The sequence below is a fragment of the Roseibium sp. M-1 genome (assembly GCF_054515675.1).
On record NZ_CM137257.1, the window covers coordinates 3,899,779 to 3,917,500 of the forward strand.

Genomic DNA, 17,722 nt, shown 5'->3' on the forward strand with positions numbered 1-17,722 from the left:
AGGCTATAAGGAAGCGCCGGTAGGGAGGATATCCATGACGTTGAGCGAGCCGACAGCCACACCCCAAGCCGATCAGGACACGCCCAATTACGGCCCCGTCATCCGGCAGCGGCGCAAGGCGCTTGGCATGACGCTGGACGATGTCGCCAAGGCCACAAACCTCACCATCGGCTTTCTGTCACAGGTCGAGCGCGGCATTTCCTCGCCGTCGCTGTCCTCGTTCCAGAGGATCGCCGGCGCGCTGCAGACAAGCCTCGAACAGCTGATCAAGGTGCCCGAGCCTTATTCGGAATATGTCTCCAAGGACAACCGGCAGACCTATGTGCTCGGCAAGGCCAAGCGGCTTTATGAAAAGCTCGGTCCAGGCTTTCCCGGTGCGCTGACCTATCCCTGCATCATTCACCGCCCGCCGGGCCATGTCTCGGAACATATGCAGCATGAGGGCGAGGTCTTCTGCTACCTGCTTGAGGGCACGCTCGAATATCACCTCGGCGACAAGGTCTTCATAATGACCCCGGGCGACAGCATCCACCACGACACCGCCAAGCCGCACTATTCCAAGGTGCTCGGCGACGAGACGTCGGCCGAGCTCTGGGTGAGTTCGACGCCGATCAATTATTCCAAGAGCTGATTTTGGCCTGAGTGGAGCAAGTGGCCGATCCTTCGAGACAGCGCTTGCGCGCTTCCTCAGGATGAGGTCGAGAGTGCGGAAAGGTTATGTTGCCAGTCAGTGCCCTCTCTCCTTCGAGACGCCGCTGCGCGGCTCCTCAGGATGAGGCTTTGAGTTTGGCTCCGCTGCATTTCCAAAACTAGAACCTCATCCTGAGGAGCTTGGCAAAGCCAAGCGTCTCGAAGGATGGGCCGCTTGTTCTCTACGTCCCACTTCCCCCAAAAAAGAAGCCGGTTCGATGAAACGAACCGGCTTTAGGGAGGTATGGGATTGACTGCTCAGGAAATCCGGGCGGCGATGCTCTTGGTCTTGCAATAGCTCTTCAGGCCTTCCAGGCCCTTTTCCCGGCCGAAGCCGGACTTCTTGTTGCCGCCGAAGGGCACCTCGATGCCACCGGCGAAATATTCGTTGATGTAGATCTGGCCGGCATCGATCCTGCGCGCCAGCTGGTGCGCCTTGGCGAAATCCGAGGTGTAGATACCGGCAACGAGGCCGTACTGGCAGTCGTTCGCCAGTGCCAGCGCATGCTCGGCATCATCCGCCACCTGCACCGTCAGCACCGGGCCGAAGATTTCTTCCCGTGCCAGCTCGTCATCCGCGGAGACCGCATTGACGATGGTCGGCTCAAAGAACCAGCCCTTGCCGGTTGCCGGATCCTGAGCAACGGCACCACCTGCAACGATGTCCGCGCCACGCGCACGCGCGCGTTCGACAAAACCGGCGATCTTCGCCAGTTGTTCGGAGGAATTGACAGGGCCGACATCCGGCCTGTCCAGGCCATGGCCGAGCTTCAGGGACTTCGTGCGCTTCACCAGTTCGGAGACGAAGTCCTCATGGATGGATTTTTCGATCACCAGCCGCGAGCCCGCCGAACATATCTGCCCGGCATTCTCGTAGATCGCGCCGAGCACGCCCGTCAGCGCCTGCTCCCGGTCGCAGTCGCCCAGCACAACCACGGGAGATTTGCCGCCAAGCTCCAGCACGACACGGGTGATTTCGTCGGCAGCCGTCTTCATCACCCGCTTGCCGGTCTCCACCGAGCCGGTGAAGGTGATGTGATCGACGAGCGGATGAGCCGTCAGCGGTGCGCCGGTTTCCGCGCCTGTGCCCGTGACCACGTTGCAGACCCCGTCCGGCAGCCCGGCATCGCTCAGGATCTTCGCCAGGAGCAGCGCCGTGAACGGCGTCTGTTCGGCAGGCTTGGCAACAACCGTGCAGCCGGCGGCAAGGGCCGGCGCAAACCCGCGCGCAGCCGTCGAGATCGGGAAATTCCACGGGATGATATGCGCGGTGACGCCGACCGGTTCGTGGATGGCATAACCGATATAATTGGGCCCGAGCGGAAAGCTGTCGCCCTGCAGCTTGTCGCAGGCACCTGCATAATATTCGAACGTCCGCGCCGCCCCGCGCACGTCACCCAGCGCCTCCTGCAGCGGCTTGCCGCTGTCGAGGCTTTCGGTGACGGCAAGAAGATCGAGGTTTTGCAGGATCAGCTGCGAGGCTTTCTGCAGGATACGGGACCGCTCCACCGGCGCCATATCGCGCCAGACGCTCTCGAACGCCGCCTTCGAGGACTGCACCGCCTGGTCGACATCCTCCGCGGTTCCGGCCGTGAAGCGGGCAAAAGCCTCGCCCCGGCCCGGATCGAAGCTTTCCATCGTCCTGCCATGGGCAGGCTGTGTGAAAGCCCCGTCGATGAAATGGCCAAGCGGCAGCGCCGCCAGGGTTCCGGTGTTTCTGTATTCGCTAATCAGGTCGGTTGCCGCCAACATCGGTTACGCTTCCCGGGAGCTGATCTTGTAGGTGGATTTGGCGAGCCACTCCGGATTGATCTCGACACCCCAGCCAGGGGCATCGGTCACGGTGGCGTGGCCGTCGACGATGTCATAGGGCGAGGAAACGAAGAGGTCGTATTGCCACGGATAGTAGTCCGCTTCCTCGATGGAGAATTCCAGATATTTGCCCGGATTCGGGATCGACCGCAGCAGGTGCATGGTGAAGAGCGTCACCAGCGACAGGTTGGCCGCATGCGGGGTGCAGGGGATACCGGCCTCATGCGCCATCTGCGCCACTTTCATGGTGCGCACCATGCCGCCGAGATAGCAGATATCCGGCTGGATCACGTCAACGACACGTCCGTCGATCATGCGTTGCCAGTCGACCAGCGAACAATCCTGCTCGCCGCCGGTGATGTCGATGTCGAGCGCGTCCGTCACCTGCTTGGTCTGGTCGTAGTGCCAGTAGGGGCAGGGCTCCTCGTAATGGGAAATGCCGTTGGCTTCCAGGAACCGTCCGACTTCGATCGCCTTTTCCGGCGAATAACAGGAATTGGCATCTACCAGCAGGGCCGTGTCGTCGGCAAAGGCCTTGCGCATGGTCGGCACGATCTCTTCCGTCCGGCCCGGCCATTCGTCGCGGTCGCGGCCGCATTCGGCGCCGATGCGGAACTTGAAGGCATCGAAGCCGTAAAGGTCCTGCTGTTTCTTCAGCCGGGCCGCCTCGTCCTTCGGGGTGATATCCCGTTTCATCGACGAGCCGTAGGCCCGCACCTTGCCGGGCGTACCGCCAAGCAGTTCGCAGACCGGCTTGCCTTCCAGTTTGCCGCGCAGATCGAAAAGGGCCGTATCGAGCCCCCCCATGGCCCGGCGCAGATACGAGCCCGGAAACTTGTGTTCCCGCTCCGGGATGATTTCCATCAGGTGCTCGATATCGAAGGCATCCTGCCCGAGCGCGTAAGGCGCGACCTGCCGGTGCACCACTTCGGCCGTGATATCGGCGTAATAAGGCGCGACCTGGCCCCAGCCGGTGGCACCGTTCTCCGCCGTCACGCGCACGAAGCAGACGAATTCATTCGTAAATGTTTCTATTGATTGTATTTTCATGTTCTAATCGGATCCCGGGACGGGACGCTCCCAGAGGGCTGCCGCAAGGCAGTGGATTGGCTCTGGCGCAGACCCTATCCGGAATTGGACTTGATAGAAGGTCCGTTTTGCGCAATCTCTCATACCAATTTGGGAGAACGCCATGAAACGGCATGCCGGCGCGGTGCTGTCGTCGATCAAGATCGACAAGACGGCCGAAAAGAAAATCTCGATCCAGCTTTACATGGCCCTGCGCGACCTTCTGCTGACCGGCGCCCTGACGCCGGGCGACCGGCTGCCGGCCACGCGCACCCTGTCGCAGGAGATCGGCGTCTCGCGCACCACCGTGATCGATGCCATCGACCGGCTGATCGCCGAAGGCCTGCTGGAAGCCCGGGTCGGAGCCGGAACCTTCGTCAGCGAAGCACTCACTGAACGCCTGGCCCCCAAGCCGTCGACGGAGGCAAGCGATGTCGTTGCCGTCGTACCGCGGCTTTCCCATGCCACCCGTCACGCGATCCCGGATTTCACCGTGCGCACGCGCCTGCCGCACAAGTCCCAGGCCTTCGTCACCGCCCTGCCCGCCCTCGACGCCTTTCCGATGGCCCAATGGGCCAAGCTTTCCGCCCGTCACTGGCGCAAGGACCGGGATCTGATCGCGGGTTACGGCGAGGCCTTCGGCTACATGCCGCTGCGCCGTGCGATCGCCCGGCAGCTCAATGCCTCCCGCGGCATCAAATGCGACCCGGGGCAGATCTTCATCACCAACGGCGCACAGCGCGCCTTTTCCCTGGTCGGCGGCATGCTGGTCAATCCGGGCGAACCGATCTGGTTCGAGAATCCCGGCGCCATTGGCGCCCGCAACGCCTTCATAGCCATCGGCGCCCGGCCCGTGCCCGTCGATGTGGACGGGGAAGGGCTTTGCGTCGAGGACGGCCTGGCCAAGGCGCCGCATTTCCGGCTCGCCTTCGTCACGCCCTCGCACCAGCAACCGCTCGGCCATGTCATGAGCCTGTCCCGGCGCCTGGCGCTTCTGAAGGCCGCCAACGAGGCCGATGCCATCATCGTGGAAGACGATTATGACGGCGAATTCTACTATGGCGACCAGCCCCCGCCGACACTGAAAAGCATCGATACCCATGGCCGTGTCGTCTATGTCGGCACCTTCTCCAAATCGCTGTTTCCGGCGCTGAGGCTCGGCTTTGCGCTGGTCCCTGAAGGCCTGGTGGAAAGCTTTGAGCGTATCTGCCTGACCTGGCTTGCAGGTGTTCCGACCGTCACCCAGGCCATCGTCGCCGAGTTCATGGACGAGGGCATGTTCGCGACCCATATCCGCACCATGCGCCAGCTTTACAAGCACCGGCACGACACGCTGCTGGCGGAAGCCGCAAGCCTTGCGGGCGACATCGACCTGCAGCCGACCAGCAGCGGTTTTCATGCCATAGGCACCCTGTCGCCCCGGCTCGAAGAAGCCAGGATCGTCGCCACTGCGGCCGAGAGCGGCATAACGACCGTGCCCCTGTCGCGTTACTCGCTCGGGCGCATTTCGCAGCGCGGCCTCGTCCTCGGCTTCGGCAGCTGTACGTCGGAGGACATTCGAAAAGGGGTGAAGATCCTGAAGAAAATCCTGCCGGAATGCTGCACGCGCGAAAATGTCGCCTGAAGTAATTGGACTGCTAAATTATCTGCAATGGATATATTTGGCAGGCCAATTCCCCCCTAGGCTTCCTTCCGGTTTGATTGCAGCGTGTATTCAGGGAGGAAGTCATGCGTTTGAAAGCAACACTCACAGGCCTATTGGCCGCCACCATGCTCGCCGGCGCCGGGACCGCCCACGCGGAAACCCTTCGCCTGCTGACCTGGGGTTCTTACGCCCCCGACGAGCTGGTGCAGAAATTCGAAGCGGAATATCCGGACATCGATGTCGAGGTCACCTATTCCAACAACGAGGAAATGATCGCCAAGCTGCGCGCGACCGGCGGCGCCGGCTTCGACCTGGCACAGCCGAGCCACGACCGCATCTACGCCGCGCAGCTGGAATATGACATCTACAAGCCGATGGATCTTTCCAAGATCGACACCGGCGTGATGGAAGCCAAGCTCCTGGACGGCGTGAAGGCCAACACCACCATCGAAGGCGAAGTCTATGCCGTGCCGCACCAGTGGGGCACTTCCGGCCTGATGGCCGACAAGACCAAGGCGCCGGATCTGAAGAGCTGGGCGGACCTTTGCGATCCCGCCTACAAGGGCAAGACCTCGATGCGCCTGAAGCGCACCATCCTGCTCGGCACCGCCTTTTCCATGGGCGAAGACCCGTTTGCAGCCTATTCGGATCTTGAGAAGTACCAGGGCATCCTCGACAAGGTCGCCGAAAAGCTGATCACCTGCAAGGACAACATCAAGGCCTATTGGCAGGGCGGCGACGACCTCTCCGCCATGATGCTGTCCGGCGAAATCGTCGGGTCCGAAACCTGGGATTCCACGGCTTACAAGCTCTTTGACCAGAACCCGGACATCGTCTTCGTTCCGCCGAAGGAAGGCGCTCTGGCCTGGATCGACACCTTCGCCCTGCCGGCCAAGGGCAAGGCGGACGATGCCGCCTACAAGTGGATCAACTTCGTGCTGCGGCCGGAAAACGTGACCGTCATGTCCGGCAGCACTGGCGCGATCGCCGCGGTCAAGGGCGGCAAGGACCTGCTGCCTGAAGACAAGAAGGCAGCCGTGAATGCGGCCTTCACCGATGCCGACATCGAAAACCTCAAGTTCTTCGCCAACATCCCGGCGGGTGTCGAGGACATGGAAGGCAAGACCCTGGAAAAGATCAAGGCTGCCACCGGCGGCTGATCGGGATCGTTGCTGCCGGGGATGACCCTTCCCGGCGGCATCTGCCAGAGAACCTTCAATAAGACCTATCGGGGGATACAGCGAGGATCGTGTATCCCCCCAACTTTCTCTTCTTTCCAGTTGGCGCCTTCATGAAACAGAACACCCCGACCTATGACCTGGAGTGCCAGGACCTTTCAAAGAATTTCGGCGCCTTCCGGGCCGTCAAGAACGTCTCCTTCGAGATCCCGAGCGGCTCTTTCTTCTCCATCCTCGGCCCTTCCGGCTGCGGCAAGACGACGTTGATGCGCATGATCGCCGGTTTTGAGGATCCGTCCGGCGGCGACATCCGCATCAAGGGCAAGTCGGTGCTCGGGGTGCCGCCCAACCGGCGCAACGTCAAGATGGTGTTCCAGCACCTGGCCCTGTTCCCGATGATGAATGTCTACGAGAACATTGCCTATGGCCTGCGCTGCAACGGCGTCGCCAATGACCAGATCAAGCGCCGCGTGCACGACGTCCTGGAGCGGATCGCGCTGCCGGATGTCGCCGAACGCGAGATCCACCAGCTTTCCGGCGGCCAGAAGCAGCGCATTGCCATTGCCCGCTGCATGGTGCTCGACCCCGACGTACTGCTGCTCGACGAACCGCTCGGTGCGCTTGACCTCAAGCTGCGCGAAGCGATGAAGATCGAGCTGAAGCTGCTCCAGCACCAGTTCAACACCACCTTCATCTACATCACGCACGACCAGTCCGAAGCGCTGGTGATGTCCGACAACGTCGCCATCATGAACCAGGGCGAGTTCGAACAGATCGGCACGCCGCAAGAGCTCTATCACCGCCCGCAAACCGCCTTCGTCGCCGGTTTCGTCGGCGACAGCAACCGCTGGTCCGGCACGGTCAAGTCCGCCGACAGCACCGGCGGCAAGGTCGAAACGGATCAGGGCCTGACCATGAGCTTCTCGGCCGGCGCCGGGCAATCAATCGGCGACGGCGACAAAGTCGAGATTTTCGTGCGCCCCGAATTCATCCGCACGGTACGGGCGGCGGACGCAGACACGAGCGACATTGACGGCGACAACCGCATGGACGGCGTCATCGACAGCCTGCTTTTCAACGGTGCCAACAGCCGCGTTCTGGTGCGCACCGGCAGCGGGGAACTGGTGGAATCCGACGTGACACTGACCGGTAACAACGACCTGAAACCGGGCGAAAACGTCCGCCTCGTCTGGTCGTCCCGCCAGGCCATGTGCTTTGCACGCGGGGGAGCAGCGTGATGCACAGCAAGGACATCAAGAAACTCTCGCTGATCCTGCTGTTTTCGCCCTTCGCGCTCTGGATCCTGCTGCTTATCATTCTGCCGCATATCGGCATGGTGGTGCTGTCGCTGAAGGAGAAGGTCGCCCCGCGCGTCTATCAATACAGCTTCGCCAACTATCTCGACTTCATCCACGAGCCGATCTACTGGAACACGCTGCTGCGAACCGGCAGCATGTCGTTGCTGGTGACCGCGCTGGCTCTGCTGATCGGCTTTCCGATCGCCTACTACATCGCCAAGATCGCCGGACCGCGCGCCCGCGGCGGCCTGTTCCTGCTCTGCCTGATCCCGCTCTGGGTATCCGACCTGATCCGGTCCTTCGGCTGGATCCTGCTCCTGCGCGAGACCGGCGTCATCTCCAACTTCCTGCTCTGGACCGGCCTGATCGGCCAGCCGATCGAGTTCCTCTATAACGATGCCGCCGTCATCATCGGCCTCGTCTACACCGTCATCCTGTTCATGATCGTGCCGCTGGTCTCCACCCTCGACGGCATGGACAATTCCATGATCGAGGCGGGCTACAATCTCGGCGGCAACGGTTTCACCGTGCTGCGCCGGATCATCATTCCCTATGCGATGCCCGGCATCGTCGCCGGCTGCATCGTCACCTTCATGCTGACGGCCGGCTCGTATCTCACACCGATCCTGCTCGGCGGCAAGAATTCAAGCTGGTTCACCGAACAGATCTACAACCAGTTCATCACCCGCTTCAATTGGGAGGGGGGCGCTGCCTTCGGCATGCTGCTGCTGCTCTTCACCTCGCTTGTCATCTGGCTCGGCCTGAAACTTTCCGGCCAGACCCTTGCCAACACCGTGGCCAAGAGCTGAGGGGACGATCATGCTATCCAACAAGAAGTCCTCTCCCTTTCTCCTGGGATATCGTCTTTACGTCGCTGCCTTCTTCGTCTTCCTGGCAGCGCCGCTGATCGCGGCCGGGGCCTTTGCCTTCAACGACAGCCTCTTCCCGGCGCTGCCCTGGCAGGGGTTCACACTCGACTGGTTCTTCTCCGATACCGAGCCCAAGCTCGGCATGTTCCACGACAGGCGTCTGTTGCAAGGTCTCTACTATTCCTTCGTCATCGCCATCTTCGTGGCGATGCTGTCGGTCTTGGTCGGCACCACCAATGCATTCCTGTTCGTTCGTGGTGAATTCCCGGCCAAGAATTTCTTTTACATCCTGATGGTGCTGCCACTGGTGATCCCGGGCGTGATCCTCGGCATTTCCATTCTGGTGCTCGCCAGCGACACGGCGAACTACGTGGAAGATGCGTTCAATATCGAACTGGAGTTCCTGCGACCCGGGATCATCCTGGTCGTGCTCGGCCAGTTCTCGTTCGTCGCCACGATCACCTCGCTGGTGATCACGGCGAGGCTGAAGAAATTCGATGCCACCATGGAGGAAGCCGCCTTCAATCTCGGCGCCAGCCGGGCACGTGTCCTGCGCACCATAACTCTGCCCTTCCTGCGTCCCGCCATGATCGCGGCCGGTATCGTTGCCTTCCTGGTCTCGTTCGAGAACTTCAACACCACGCTGTTCCTTGTCGGCTCCGAAGCGCCGCTGACGATCACCATGTATGACCGCATGGCCAAGGTCGGCTCGACCCCGGTGCTGAACGCCGTCTCGTTCTTCCTGATGGTCGGCTCCGGTCTGCTGGCACTTCTGACCGTCGTCATCCAGCGCGACAAGTCGGCTCAATAGGAGAAATCATGTCAGAGTTTGACTTCGTCATCGTCGGCGCAGGGTCCGCCGGTGCGGTTCTGGCCGACCGGCTGTCCGCGGACGGCAAGTACACGGTGTGCCTGCTGGAGGCCGGCGGCTCCGATCTCAATTTCTGGATCTGGATGCCGATCGGCTACGGCAAGGCCTTCTACAATTCGAATATCAACTGGATGTACCGGACCGAGCCCGATGAGGGCCTGAACGGCCGCACCGGCTACTGGCCGCGCGGCAAGGTGCTCGGCGGGTCCAGCTCCATCAATGCCATGGTCTATATCCGCGGCCAACATGCGGATTTCGAGGACTGGAAGGCCATGGGCAATCCCGGCTGGGGCTGGGAGGATGTGCTGCCCTATTTCAAGCGCAGCGAAACCAATTGCAACGGAGCCGACGCCTATCGCGGCGGCAACGGGCCGGTTCATGTCTCGTCCGTGGACAAGGACGTTCATCCGCTGTGCGAGAACTTCCTGACTGCCTGCGAGGAAGCCGGTTTTGCCCGCAATCCGGATTTCAACGGCGCCACCCAGGAAGGGGTCGGGCTCTACCAGATCACGGCGAAGGACGGCTTCCGCATGTCGACCGCCCGTGCCTATCTCTCCAGCGCAAAAAAGCGCCGCAACGTGTCGATCCGCACCAGGGCCCATACGACACGGCTTGTCCTGGAGGACGGCCGGGCGACCGGTGTCGTCTATGTCCAGGGCGGCGAAGAAAAGATTGTGAAGGCCCGCCGGGAGGTGATCCTCAGTGCTGGCGCCGTCAATTCCCCGCAGATCCTGATGCTCTCCGGGATCGGCGACGGCGCAGCGCTGCAGGCCAAGGGCATCACGCCACTCGTCCAGTCGCCTGCGGTCGGAAAGAACCTGCAGGACCATCTCGGCCTCGACTATCTCTACCGCTCGAGGGTCCCGACCCTGAACCAGCAGCTATACCCCTGGTGGGGCAAGCTCGCCCAGGGGCTGCGCTATGTTCTCACCCGAAGCGGCCCGCTCTCGCTCAGCGTCAACCAGGGCGGCGGCTTCGTCAAAGGCAGTCCGGAGGCCGAGCGGCCGAACATCCAGCTCTATTTCTCGCCAGTCAGCTATACCAAGGCGCCGAAGGGAAAGCGCCCGCTGATGAACCCAGACCCGTTCCCCGGCTTCCTGCTCGGTTTCCAGCCGACGCGCCCGACCAGCCGCGGTCATATCGGGCTGCGCTCAAGCGATCCCTTCGACACACCGGAGATCCATCCGAACTCGCTCAGCACCAACCGGGACCTCACCGAGATGATCGAGGGCAGCAAGCTGATGCGCAGGATCGCCGGAAGTCCGGCGATGCAATCGGTCATCGAAGAGGAAATCACGCCGGGTCCCTCCGTCCAAAGCGACGAGGAGATGCTGGAGGATGTGCGGGCCCGCTGCTCGACCGTCTTCCATCCTGTCAGCACCTGCCGCATGGGGCCTGACAGAAACGAGAATGTCGTCGACAGCCGCTTGCGGGTCTATGGTGTCGAGGGCCTGCGTGTCGTCGATGCTTCGATCTTTCCGACGGTCACGTCCGGCAACACCAATGCACCGGCGATCATGGTCGGTGAAAAGGGCGCGGACCTGATCCTGGAAGACACCCGCGCGGCATGAGGACAGCATGACCGGGACCGTACTTGCCGACGATTTCAAGACGATGCCCTACTGGCAGGAGATTGCCCCGAAGGTTTCCCTTCAGGAGATCGCCCTGCCGGAAGAGGTCGATGTTCTGGTCATCGGCGGCGGCTACACCGGCCTCAACGCGGCGCTGCAGACCGCCCGCGAGGGCCTCGGCACGCTGGTTCTGGACGCCGAAGCCCCCGGCTGGGGCTGCAGCCTCCGGAATGGCGGCCAACTCTCCACCAGCCTGAAACCCGGCTTCGGCAAGCTTGCGCGCCGTTACGGCAAGGACCTCGCGACCCAGCTCTGCCTCGAAGGCCAGGCCTCGCTGGACTACATGCACGCTCTTGCGAAGGAACCCGGCATCGAACTCGACCTGCGCGAGGTCGGCCGCTTCCATGGTGCACACAAGCCGCATCTTTATGAAAAACTGGCGAGGGAAAGCGCAGCGGGACACGCGGTCTGGAAGACCCATACCTTCATGGTCTCCAAGGCGGACATGGCCTCGGAACTCCGCACCGATGCCTATCACGGCGGCATCGTCTATCCGCATCACTGCAGCATAGACGTTTCGCGCTACCACCCGTCCCTTTTGAAAGCGGCACTTTCCGCAGGCGCGAAGGTGAAGGGCCATTGCCGGGTCATGTCACTTGAGCGGGCGGGATCCGGTTTCAGGGTACTGACGTCTGAGGGGCTGGTCAAAGCCGGCAAGGTGATCCTGGCCACCAACGGCTATACCGGTGCACTCTCGCCCTGGCACCGGCGCCGCATCATCCCGATCGGGTCCTATGTGCTGGCAACGGAAGAGCTGCCGAAGGACCTGGTCGATCGCCTCTTCCCGACGGACCGGGTGCTCTCCGACACCCGCAAGCTGGTCTATTACTACCGCCTGTCCCCGGATCGCAAACGCGTGCTTTTCGGCGGCCGTGTCTCCTTAAGCGAGACCGATCCCCGCAAGAGCGCCTTGCGGCTTCACCGGGACATGGCGGCGCTCTTTCCGGAGCTGACGGAAACCAGGATCACGCATGGCTGGATGGGATTCGTCGGCTACACCTTCGACACGCTCGCCCACGCGGGCGAGGACAAGGGCCTCTATTTCGCCGGCGGATATTGCGGCTCCGGCGTCGGCATGGCGAGCTATCTCGGCATGCGCATCGGCCAGAAGGCGGCGGGCCTGGAAAAGTCCCCGTCCGCCTTCGAGCAGATCCCCTTTCCGACCCGGCCGCTCTACTATGGCACGCCATGGTTCCTGGCACCGTCTGTGCTGGTCTACCGCATGCGGGACCGGTTCGGCATCTGACCGGGGGCACCGGCGAACGCCGTCACCTGTACCGGCGCAACCAGTCCAGACTGTCTTCCACCGGACCACGCGGCCTATATTCGGCACCGAGCGGTGCTGTATATCCGAGCCTGTTGAGCACGTCGAAGACATGTCCATAGGCAATCTCGCCCTCGTCCGGCGGGCCACGGTCAGGCACCGAGGCAAACTGGACGTGGCCGATCCTCGGCAGCAGTCTTTTCAGGCGGCGCGTCAGGTCTCCCTCCATCAGCTGAACGTGATAGCAATCGAACATGAGCTTCAGGTTTTCGGCTGCAACCGCGTCCATCACGCTAATGGCCTGGTCCGTCGAGGACAGAAAATAGCCGGGCGCATCGTAGCTGTTCAGCGGTTCGATCAGGATCGTCAATCCGTGAGGCGCCGCTGTTTCGCAGGCAAATTTGAGGTTTGCGACAAAAGTGCGATGCGCTTCCTCTCCCGCCGACTTGCCTGCCATCACATGAATGTTTCGGGCATCAATCTCCCGCGCATATTCAACGGCCTCCAGGATTGCCTCCCTGGCCTCTCTTTCCCGTCCCGAAAGGGCTGCCAAGCCATTGTCCCCCTTGTCTGAATTTCCGCGTCGTGTGTTCAGGCCCAGCATTGCAAGCCCCGTTTCCGCAAGTGCCGACCTGACCTCGTTTGCCGGAACCTCATAGGGCCAATGACACTCCACCGCCGCAAACCCTGCCGCCTTCGCGGCGTGTATCGCCTCGGGTAGCGGACGCTCATTCCAGAGAAAGCCGAGATTGGCGGAAAATTTCATGCGATGTTTCCAGCTTGGGATGCCTGGCAATGGCCGTGACCGTTGCAAGTTCGTCAATGGACGCAGTATTGGCGGTAAAAGGAAAGCTGACGATTAAGATCGCGCAGCGGACAGCAATGTTTCTTGTGCGCGAACCGCGCGCCGTGGTCTTGAACTCCATGCTCCCCCGGCCCGGTCACTGCAGGGCTTTCACCGGCCATGTATTCATCGCTTCAACCGTGGAATCGAAATCACGCAAGATGCCCTGGCTTCCGAGCCCGCAGGCGACATGAGCGGCAACCGTGTTGGCAAATCGCGCGATCCGGCGGATGTTCCAGCCATACGTCAGGCCCGTGATGACGCCAGCCGTGAACCCGTCGCCGCATCCTGTCGTGTCCACCACCTCAATCTGGTGTGCCGGAAGCTGGAAGGTTTCTCCGTCCCTGGCATCAACCCAGACACCGTCAGCGGCCATCGTGACAAGGGCGTTCTTTGCGCCGCGCGCCCTGAACCAGGAAGCAATCTCAGCCGGCGAGCCGCTGCCTGCCATTGCGCCGGCTTCTTCGATTGAAGGAACAAAGTAGTCGATATACGGAAGCAACGGCTCCACCAGCTGCAATGTCGTCTCGTTAGCAAGAATAAGATCAAAGCAGGTCGTGCAGCCAAGTTCCTTCGCGCGCATCAGAAGTCGAAGCGATGGCGCTCCATCGAATGAAGACAACAGTCCGGTTCACCCCAAATGAACTGTTCGCGCGTTGTAGGCAGCTTCAATCCCCGCATCATCTAGCGTGAATGTCCGCGACGTGCCGGGCACAAAAAAGGCGGACCGGGTCCCATCCGGCGCAATCGGGAGCATCGACATAGGGCTCTGGACATGTTCGTTACGGGTGATGAGCGAGGTATCGATCCCCTCGGCCTCCATCGCTCCGATCAGCCAGTCGCCCATTGGGTCGCGCCCGAGTTCCGAAGCGACCTGCACCTTCAGCCCCAATCTGGCGCAATCGAGCGCCGTCGCTCCGGCAGTCCCAGCAACTGTCATCGTCATCCGGTCGACGAAGGTCGCGCCGCCTCGGGGCGGCATCGCGTTCGCATGGGCACAGAGCGTATCGAGCACCACAAAGCCGACTGCGGAAACGTCAAACTCAGTCATCATCGTTTCTCGCTGCTGCAGACCGTCGCTGCAAAATCTTCAAGTCACCCTGAACTTGTTGCCGCCAAGGCACCAACACTACAAATCAACAAAACACGTTCGACTGGCGCACCTCACCAGTCCTGTCTCAAATCTTAATCTCCAGGTGATTGCGGTTGCAATCGCGCCGGCACGCGTCTCGGACACATGTGCCCATGGCCCACGGTAAAAACCGAGACCACGTCAACAGAGTTGTTTCCTGGACCGCGTTCCATCATGGTTGACCTTATGGTTGGCCGCCGCGCTGAAAATGCGCGAAGCCGGCGGCCGGCAGCAGCATGCGGAGGGGCCTTTGGGAAAATCCTGTGACGTCCTGGTGATCGGCAGCGGCCCGCTTGGTGCAGCCACCGCGCGGCGGTTGGCCAATAACGGTCGCGACGTGCTGATGATCGAACAGGGGCCAGCGCTTAGCGAACCCGCAGGCTCGCATCTCAGAAACGCCAGGCGTTTTAGGGACGCGCCTGACTCCTATCTGCCCGAGGCGACATCCTACCTGGAATTCTTTGACACGACGGTGGAGCGGGATCATCTGCCGGGTGCGGCCGTCACGCGCGCACGAGGTGGACAGGGTATCATCTGGACCAACCTATGTCCGCGAGGCGATGTGCCTTGGGACGCCTTGACGACCGCCGAGTGGAAAACCTACTACGACATTGCTGAAGGTTATCTTGGCGTTCAGACAGAAGGCTTTGAACGGTCACTGCGCCAGCAACGCATTCGCGCAAGGCTCAGCGAAGTGCTGTCCCCTGCGGGACGAACCATTGAGGCATTGCCGGTCGCGGCACGGTTTGGCCCGTCGGATCATCTCACCTTCACGGCTCCATATGACATTTTGTCCGGCACGGAGAGACAAGTCACGGTTTCCAGCGGTACGGCCCATAAGATTCTCGCCACCGGGACCAGGGCAACGGGTGCTATCGTCGATGACGAAACGGTGGTCGCGGAGGACATTGTCGTTGCAGCAGGCGCCATCGGAACACCCCAGCTTTTACACCGGTCAGATATCCGCCCGAAGGCACTTGGACGCTGGCTATCCTATCACCCTCTCCTTGTTGCCCAACTTGTCCTCGACGAGTTCCTGTGTGCCGTACCAGGTGTTCATGATCGTGAACCGCGGCTCCAGATAAGGCCCGCCGGCGAAACCGACTGGTACACACTGGTTTTACGCGATGTATCCCCGTTTGAACCCGCGTCACCCGACATCGCTATTGACCCGAACCGGCTCGTGGAACTCCAGATGATCTGTCCGGTTGATCCGGACCAAGGCAAACGGATCATTTTCGACGACAATAGTCGGCCGACTTTCGATGTCGCGCTAACAGAGGAAGACCAGGCGAGGATGGCCAATGCCGTCGCTGACTGCGACGCACTCACGGCGCATCTGGGTCGCTACCGCGCGGGTTGCCGCCCACAATGGATGCCGTTCGGTTTTGCCCACATGACCGGAACCACCCGCATGAGTGCAGAGGATGACGGCACTGGAGTTACAGACCACGACGGCCGTGTTTGGGGCTACGACAATCTCTATCTTGCAACAAACGGGCTCATCCCGACCCGCATGGCTGTCAATCCCACATTGACCGGTGTAGCATTAGGCGTGTTTGTTGCCGACCGCGTTTGCCAATAGCAGGTCGGCGTCATTGTTCGCAGAGCCTCGCAACGTAGCCTTTCCATGTCCCGTGGCTGCTGGTCTACCGGGCGGCTCCCCGCGGGGTTAAGGGGCTCGACCATGTTTGCTGTTCTGCTTTTGCGTTTGTCTGGCGCTTGATCAAACAAACAACCCCGCCAGTTGGACTGACGGGTTTTTATGTTTGTTTTCGGTCTCAGGATTTGATTGTTTTTGTCCCGCTGCGTCGCGCGGAGCGCTCCTTGCAGGAGCCCTGTCAGGTCAAAATCGTCGACCCCGTAATCAAACAAACAACCCCACCAGCGATGCTGATGGGTTTTTATGTTTGGTTTCTTGAGCAGGATTTGTCATTTTTGCCCTTCTGCGGTGAGCATGCGCTCACCTTGATGGGGCCCCCGTCAGTTTCTCACCTGTCTCCACTGAGCAAAAACAAAAAGGCCGCCCTGAAGGACGGCCTTTTTGTATTTGGTTGCGGGAGCAGGATTTGAACCTGCGACCTTCAGGTTATGAGCCTGACGAGCTACCGGGCTGCTCCATCCCGCGTTGAGGTCGGAGGGGAGTTGAAGAGGTAAATTGCGATTGGCAGGCCTGGCGGCGACCTACTCTCCCACACCTTAAGATGCAGTACCATTGGCGCTGGGGAGTTTCACGGCCGAGTTCGGGATGGGATCGGGTGGGGGCTCCCCGCTAGGGCCACCAGGCCGGCGAAGCGCAATTTGCGTGAACTGGTCTATATATTTTTTTGATTTACTAGATCTGCCTTGCAAGGGAACGTTTGTTCCGAAGCGAAGCTGAGGCAAGCGCGACTGCGCGCCGGCCACGTTTGGCCGCCCCCGCGGAGCGCAGCCCTTTAGGGCGAACGCGCGTGAGCGAACCAGATGATCTTTTCAAAGCGCCGTGAGGCGCTTTTAAAAGATGAACATTGACTAATGAGAGGATCAAGCCGAACGAGCTATTAGTAAAGCTAAGCTTCATGCGTTGCCGCACTTCCACACGCTTCCTATCGACGTGGTGGTCTTCCACGGCTCTTCAGGGAGAACTGGTTTTGAGGTGGGTTTCCCGCTTAGATGCTTTCAGCGGTTATCCCGTCCGTACATAGCTACCCTGCAATGCGGCTGGCGCCACAACAGGTCCACCAGAGGTACGTCCATCCCGGTCCTCTCGTACTAGGGACAGATCCTCTCAATTCTCCTACACCCACGGCAGATAGGGACCGAACTGTCTCGCGACGTTCTGAACCCAACTCACGTACCACTTTAATTGGCGAACAGCCAAACCCTTGGGACCTGCTCCAGCCCCAGGATGTGATGAGTCGACATCGAGGTGCCAAACAATGCCGTCGATATGGACTCTTGGGCATCATCAGCCTGTTATCCCCGGCGTACCTTTTATCCGTTGAGCGATGGCCCTTCCACGAGGGACCACCGGATCACTATGGCCGTCTTTCGACTCTGCTCGACTTGTCAGTCTCGCAGTCAGGCAGGCTTATGCCATTGCACTCAACGAGCGATTTCCGACCGCTCTGAGCCCACCTTCGCGCGCCTCCGTTACCATTTGGGAGGCGACCGCCCCAGTCAAACTACCCGCCACACACGGTCCCGGATATTGTTGTACCGCGGTTAGATATCCATAACGACAAGGGTGGTATTTCAAGGGTGACTCCACAAGAGCTGGCGCTCCTGCTTCAACGTCTACCACCTATCCTACACATGTCGTCACGAATACCAGTGTGAAGCTGTAGTAAAGGTGCACGGGGTCTTTCCGTCTGACCGCAGGAACCCCGCATCTTCACGGGGAATTCAATTTCACTGAGTCTATGCTGGAGACAGCGGGGA

At 60.9% G+C, this 17,722-nt stretch carries 14 protein-coding genes, 1 tRNA gene, 2 rRNA genes and 1 pseudogene (1 of these 18 cut by a window edge); 10 read left to right on the plus strand and 8 right to left on the minus strand.

The window, feature by feature from the left end:
- Nucleotides 1–34: 34 nt before the first annotated feature.
- The gene (locus ACX3M4_RS17570) at nt 35–631 is read left to right on the plus strand and encodes a helix-turn-helix domain-containing protein (RefSeq protein ID WP_459354287.1); all 597 of its coding nucleotides are present in this window, start codon (nt 35–37) and stop codon (nt 629–631) included.
- Between the two features lie 317 nt (nt 632–948).
- Here ACX3M4_RS17570 and ACX3M4_RS17575 read toward each other — a convergent pair whose 3' ends face one another.
- Nucleotides 949–2,442 (minus strand): aldehyde dehydrogenase family protein, encoded by a 1,494-nt coding sequence (locus tag ACX3M4_RS17575; protein ID WP_459354288.1) that lies wholly within the window; start codon nt 2,440–2,442, stop codon nt 949–951.
- Between the two features lie 3 nt (nt 2,443–2,445).
- Complete coding sequence (locus ACX3M4_RS17580) at nt 2,446–3,552, minus strand: mandelate racemase/muconate lactonizing enzyme family protein (RefSeq protein WP_459354289.1); 1,107 nt, start codon at nt 3,550–3,552, stop codon at nt 2,446–2,448.
- A gap of 142 nt (nt 3,553–3,694) precedes the next feature.
- Between ACX3M4_RS17580 and pdxR the strand changes: the two genes are divergently transcribed.
- The 7 genes from pdxR (at nt 3,695) to ACX3M4_RS17615 (ending at nt 12,308) form a co-directional block, all read left to right on the plus strand.
- The gene (gene pdxR, locus ACX3M4_RS17585; protein ID WP_459354290.1) at nt 3,695–5,194 is read left to right on the plus strand and encodes a MocR-like pyridoxine biosynthesis transcription factor PdxR; all 1,500 of its coding nucleotides are present in this window, start codon (nt 3,695–3,697) and stop codon (nt 5,192–5,194) included.
- A 104-nt stretch (nt 5,195–5,298) separates the two neighbouring features.
- Nucleotides 5,299–6,375 carry an extracellular solute-binding protein gene (locus ACX3M4_RS17590; protein WP_459354291.1) on the plus strand — a complete coding sequence of 359 codons (1,077 nt, stop codon included), beginning with the start codon at nt 5,299–5,301 and terminating at the stop codon, nt 6,373–6,375.
- Between the two features lie 131 nt (nt 6,376–6,506).
- The gene (locus ACX3M4_RS17595) at nt 6,507–7,631 is read left to right on the plus strand and encodes an ABC transporter ATP-binding protein (protein WP_459354292.1); all 1,125 of its coding nucleotides are present in this window, start codon (nt 6,507–6,509) and stop codon (nt 7,629–7,631) included.
- Complete coding sequence (locus ACX3M4_RS17600; protein ID WP_459354293.1) at nt 7,631–8,500, plus strand: ABC transporter permease; 870 nt, start codon at nt 7,631–7,633, stop codon at nt 8,498–8,500. The genes ACX3M4_RS17595 and ACX3M4_RS17600 overlap by 1 nt, the downstream gene beginning before the upstream one ends.
- Before the next feature lie 10 nt (nt 8,501–8,510).
- Nucleotides 8,511–9,371, plus strand: a complete 861-nt coding sequence (locus ACX3M4_RS17605) for an ABC transporter permease (protein WP_459354294.1) — start codon at nt 8,511–8,513, stop codon at nt 9,369–9,371.
- Between the two features lie 8 nt (nt 9,372–9,379).
- Complete coding sequence (locus ACX3M4_RS17610) at nt 9,380–11,002, plus strand: GMC family oxidoreductase (protein ID WP_459354295.1); 1,623 nt, start codon at nt 9,380–9,382, stop codon at nt 11,000–11,002.
- Between the two features lie 7 nt (nt 11,003–11,009).
- Nucleotides 11,010–12,308, plus strand: coding sequence for an NAD(P)/FAD-dependent oxidoreductase (locus ACX3M4_RS17615; RefSeq protein ID WP_459354296.1), 1,299 nt, complete (start codon nt 11,010–11,012; stop codon nt 12,306–12,308).
- Nucleotides 12,309–12,330: 22 nt separating this feature from the next.
- Here ACX3M4_RS17615 and ACX3M4_RS17620 read toward each other — a convergent pair whose 3' ends face one another.
- The 3 genes and pseudogenes from ACX3M4_RS17620 to ACX3M4_RS17630 all read right to left on the minus strand — a co-directional run bounded on the left by ACX3M4_RS17620 (nt 12,331) and on the right by ACX3M4_RS17630 (nt 14,224).
- Entirely contained in the window at nt 12,331–13,092 is a 762-nt protein-coding gene (locus tag ACX3M4_RS17620; RefSeq protein ID WP_459354297.1) for a hydroxypyruvate isomerase family protein, read from the minus strand.
- Nucleotides 13,055–13,252, minus strand: coding sequence for a hypothetical protein (locus tag ACX3M4_RS17625; RefSeq protein WP_459354298.1), 198 nt, complete (start codon nt 13,250–13,252; stop codon nt 13,055–13,057). The genes ACX3M4_RS17620 and ACX3M4_RS17625 overlap by 38 nt, the downstream gene beginning before the upstream one ends.
- A 15-nt stretch (nt 13,253–13,267) precedes the next feature.
- Nucleotides 13,268–14,224 (minus strand): annotated as a pseudogene (locus ACX3M4_RS17630) (carbohydrate kinase family protein).
- Nucleotides 14,225–14,492: 268 nt separating this feature from the next.
- Here ACX3M4_RS17630 and ACX3M4_RS17635 point away from each other — a divergent pair.
- Both ACX3M4_RS17635 and ACX3M4_RS17640 read left to right on the plus strand, forming a co-directional pair.
- On the plus strand, nt 14,493–15,887 hold the full coding sequence (locus ACX3M4_RS17635; protein ID WP_459354299.1) for an FAD-dependent oxidoreductase: 1,395 nt from the start codon (nt 14,493–14,495) through the stop codon (nt 15,885–15,887).
- Nucleotides 15,888–16,024: 137 nt separating this feature from the next.
- Nucleotides 16,025–16,375, plus strand: a complete 351-nt coding sequence (locus tag ACX3M4_RS17640; RefSeq protein WP_459354300.1) for a hypothetical protein — start codon at nt 16,025–16,027, stop codon at nt 16,373–16,375.
- Here the strand turns inward: ACX3M4_RS17640 and ACX3M4_RS17645 are convergent.
- From ACX3M4_RS17645 to ACX3M4_RS17655, 3 genes are all read right to left on the minus strand, one after another.
- A tRNA-Met gene (locus ACX3M4_RS17645) sits at nt 16,354–16,430 on the minus strand. The genes ACX3M4_RS17640 and ACX3M4_RS17645 overlap by 22 nt on opposite strands.
- A gap of 43 nt (nt 16,431–16,473) precedes the next feature.
- Nucleotides 16,474–16,588 (minus strand): 5S ribosomal RNA (gene rrf / locus ACX3M4_RS17650).
- 233 nt (nt 16,589–16,821) lie between these two features.
- A 23S ribosomal RNA gene (locus ACX3M4_RS17655) occupies nt 16,822–17,722 on the minus strand (it continues 1,823 nt past the right edge of the window).

Excerpts from the sequence above, each read along its gene's own strand:
- ACX3M4_RS17570 (WP_459354287.1), top strand. The coding sequence starts at position 35 with ATGACGTTGAGCGAGCCGACAGCCACACCCCAAGCCGATCAGGACACG.
- ACX3M4_RS17580 (WP_459354289.1), bottom strand. The coding sequence starts at position 3,552 with ATGAAAATACAATCAATAGAAACATTTACGAATGAATTCGTCTGCTTC.
- ACX3M4_RS17610 (WP_459354295.1), top strand. The coding sequence starts at position 9,380 with ATGTCAGAGTTTGACTTCGTCATCGTCGGCGCAGGGTCCGCCGGTGCG.
- ACX3M4_RS17575 (WP_459354288.1), bottom strand. The coding sequence starts at position 2,442 with ATGTTGGCGGCAACCGACCTGATTAGCGAATACAGAAACACCGGAACC.
- ACX3M4_RS17620 (WP_459354297.1), bottom strand. The coding sequence starts at position 13,092 with ATGAAATTTTCCGCCAATCTCGGCTTTCTCTGGAATGAGCGTCCGCTA.
- pdxR (WP_459354290.1), top strand. The coding sequence starts at position 3,695 with ATGAAACGGCATGCCGGCGCGGTGCTGTCGTCGATCAAGATCGACAAG.
- ACX3M4_RS17595 (WP_459354292.1), top strand. The coding sequence starts at position 6,507 with ATGAAACAGAACACCCCGACCTATGACCTGGAGTGCCAGGACCTTTCA.
- ACX3M4_RS17590 (WP_459354291.1), top strand. The coding sequence starts at position 5,299 with ATGCGTTTGAAAGCAACACTCACAGGCCTATTGGCCGCCACCATGCTC.
- ACX3M4_RS17605 (WP_459354294.1), top strand. The coding sequence starts at position 8,511 with ATGCTATCCAACAAGAAGTCCTCTCCCTTTCTCCTGGGATATCGTCTT.
- ACX3M4_RS17625 (WP_459354298.1), bottom strand. The coding sequence starts at position 13,252 with ATGGAGTTCAAGACCACGGCGCGCGGTTCGCGCACAAGAAACATTGCT.
- ACX3M4_RS17600 (WP_459354293.1), top strand. The coding sequence starts at position 7,631 with ATGCACAGCAAGGACATCAAGAAACTCTCGCTGATCCTGCTGTTTTCG.
- ACX3M4_RS17615 (WP_459354296.1), top strand. The coding sequence starts at position 11,010 with ATGACCGGGACCGTACTTGCCGACGATTTCAAGACGATGCCCTACTGG.